This window comes from Bacillota bacterium (assembly GCA_012837285.1).
In the GTDB taxonomy this organism is placed as follows: Bacteria; Bacillota; DTU030; order DUMP01; family DUMP01; genus DUNI01.
This window is the reverse complement of the sequence record DURJ01000083.1, coordinates 1-2549: the sequence shown is the minus strand read 5'-3', so window position 1 is coordinate 2549 and position 2549 is coordinate 1. Positions and strand designations below refer to the sequence as shown.

Genomic DNA, 2549 nt, shown 5'->3' with positions numbered 1-2549 from the left:
TTGCTCGGTACTTCAGCCGAGACCATCTCCCAGGGAGAGGACCGGGAAACGTTCAAAGATACTATGATTGCCATCGGCGAACCGGTGCCGGAAAGCTGCACGGTTACCACACCGTCCGAAGCTAAAGACTTTGCTCAGCGCATCGGCCTGCCTCTTGTAGTGCGCCCGGCCTATACCTTAGGCGGTACCGGCGGCGGCATCGCTGCCACCGAAAGCGAGTTCCTACATCTGGTCAAGCAAGGGCTAGCTGCCTCACCCATCAGCCAGGTGCTCCTGGAACGCAGTTTGGCCGGGTGGAAAGAAATCGAGTTTGAAGTAATCCGCGATGCTACTGGAGAGGCCATTACCGTCTGTGGTATGGAAAACCTAGATCCCATGGGAATCCACACCGGCGACAGCATTGTGGTAGCCCCGACTCAAACCCTGTCGGCCGACCAGTACCACCTCTTACGCCGGGCAGCTATACACATTGTGTCCACTCTCGGAATCGCCAGCGGCTGCAATGTTCAGTTGGCTCTGGAACCGGGCAGCTTAAACTACTATGTAATCGAAGTCAATCCCCGGCTGAGCCGCTCCAGTGCCCTAGCCTCGAAGGCCACCGGTTATCCCATCGCCCGCGTAGCCGCCAAGATTGCCCTGGGCTACAGCCTGTCTGAGCTGCCTGCTGCTGCCCAGGAACCAAAGCTGGATTATACCGTGGTTAAGTTCCCTAGCTGGCCCTTCGATAAATTTACCCGGGCCGACCGACGCTTAGGTACACAAATGAAAGCCACCGGAGAAGTTATGGCGTTGGGGAAAACCTTTACTGCCGCCCTGCTTAAAGCTGTACGTTCCTTATCTGGCAGCGCCGTTGGCCTGGCTCTCCCTGCTTTGGCCGACTGGCCGGCCGATAAACTGCAGGAAGCCATAGCTTGTGCTACTGATCTGCGTCTGTTTGCTCTCTACGAGGGACTGCGCCGCGATTTTTCTGTGACTACCTTAAACCGATGGTCTCGCATTGATCCTTGGTTTATTAAGCAGTTAGACCAAATAGCTCAGTTGGAAAAGGAAGTTGAGGCAGCCGGTTCAGCACTGAGCACCGATCTCCTTCGGTCAGCCAAAGAGATGGGCTTCGGCGACGCCGATATGGCCCGACTTACCGGTCTTCCCGAAAGTAAAATCCGCCTGGCGCGCCAAGATTCCAGTCTTTCCCCAGGCTATTTGGCGGTAGGTGGTGAGGGGTCTCCCACAAATACGCCTTATTATTACTCTTCTTATACTACCACCGTTGACAAAGCCCCTACCCTTAATCCCCCCCGCGCAGTGGTGCTAGGCGCCGGTCCCATTCGCATCGGTCAAGGAATCGAATTTGACTATTCCAGTGTAAAAGCAGCCCAAGCTCTGCGGGAAGAAGGATATGCCAGCATCATTATCAACAACAACCCGGAAACCGTTTCCACCGATGGTGACGTATCGGACCGCCTATACTTTGAACCCCTAACCCCCGAGGATGTAGAAAATGTCCTGGCCAAAGAGCAGCCAGCAGCCGTTTTTACCCAATTCGGCGGTCAGGGAGCCATCAAATTGGGAGCCCCCCTGTCCGAGGGCGGTTATCCTTTAGCCGGCAGTAACCAAGAAACCATTGATCTGGCCGAAGACCGGGATCGGTTTCGTGAACTCCTGCAACAACTTAACATTCCTCAGCCAGCCGGAGCTACGGCTACTTCCTTGGACCGGGCCTTGGCTGCCGCCGATGAGTGTGGTTACCCTGTTCTGGTGCGCCCCTCTTATGTCCTGGGCGGCCAAGCCATGAAGATTGTCAACACCCCGGAACAACTAAAACAATACGCCGCTGATGCCTTGGCAGCGTCCGGTGGCCACCCGCTGCTCATCGACAAGTACTTGCCCGGACAGGAAATCGAAGTGGACGCCGTGGCTGACGGCGACCAAGTCCTGATCCCCGGTATCTTAGAACATGTGGAGCGAGCCGGTGTCCACTCCGGGGACAGCATCGCTATTTACCCGGCCCGCCATTTAACGCCAGGACAAAAAGCAGCCCTCGTCGACTACACCCTGCGAATGAGCCGGGGGCTAAAAATAAAAGGACTCCTTAATATCCAGTTTGTCCTACACCGGGGCACAGTCTATGTAATCGAAGTTAACCCCCGGGCCAGCCGCACGGTGCCGTTTCTCAGCAAAGTAACCGGCGTGCCGCTGGTAAAGCTGGCTGTGCAAGTGTCCCTGGGCAAAAGCTTATCTGATCTTGGCTACGGTACAGGTCTGCTCTCACCACGAAACTATGTAGCGGTTAAAGTACCTGTTTTCTCCACCGGTAAACTGCCCGGTGTTGAAGCAGCCCTGGGACCGGAAATGCGTTCCACCGGCGAAGTAGTCGGCTTCGGAGCAGACCTGCCCACCGCGCTCTGGGCCGGGTTCCTAGCCGCCGGGTACGAAATGCCCCGGCAAGGTACGATCTTGGCCACTGTGGCCGATCGCGATAAGAATGAAGCTCTTCCTTATTTAGCCCAGTTTGCCCAGCGAGGCTTTAACCTGGTGGCCACTGCCGGTAC

1 protein-coding gene is annotated in these 2549 nt (G+C 56.2%); it reads left to right on the top strand.

Translation table 11 applies throughout. The features are described 5' to 3' along the window. The coding region (gene carB / locus GX016_05040) for a carbamoyl-phosphate synthase (glutamine-hydrolyzing) large subunit (protein ID HHT70929.1) at positions 1 to 2549 on the top strand (2549 nt) is incomplete at both ends.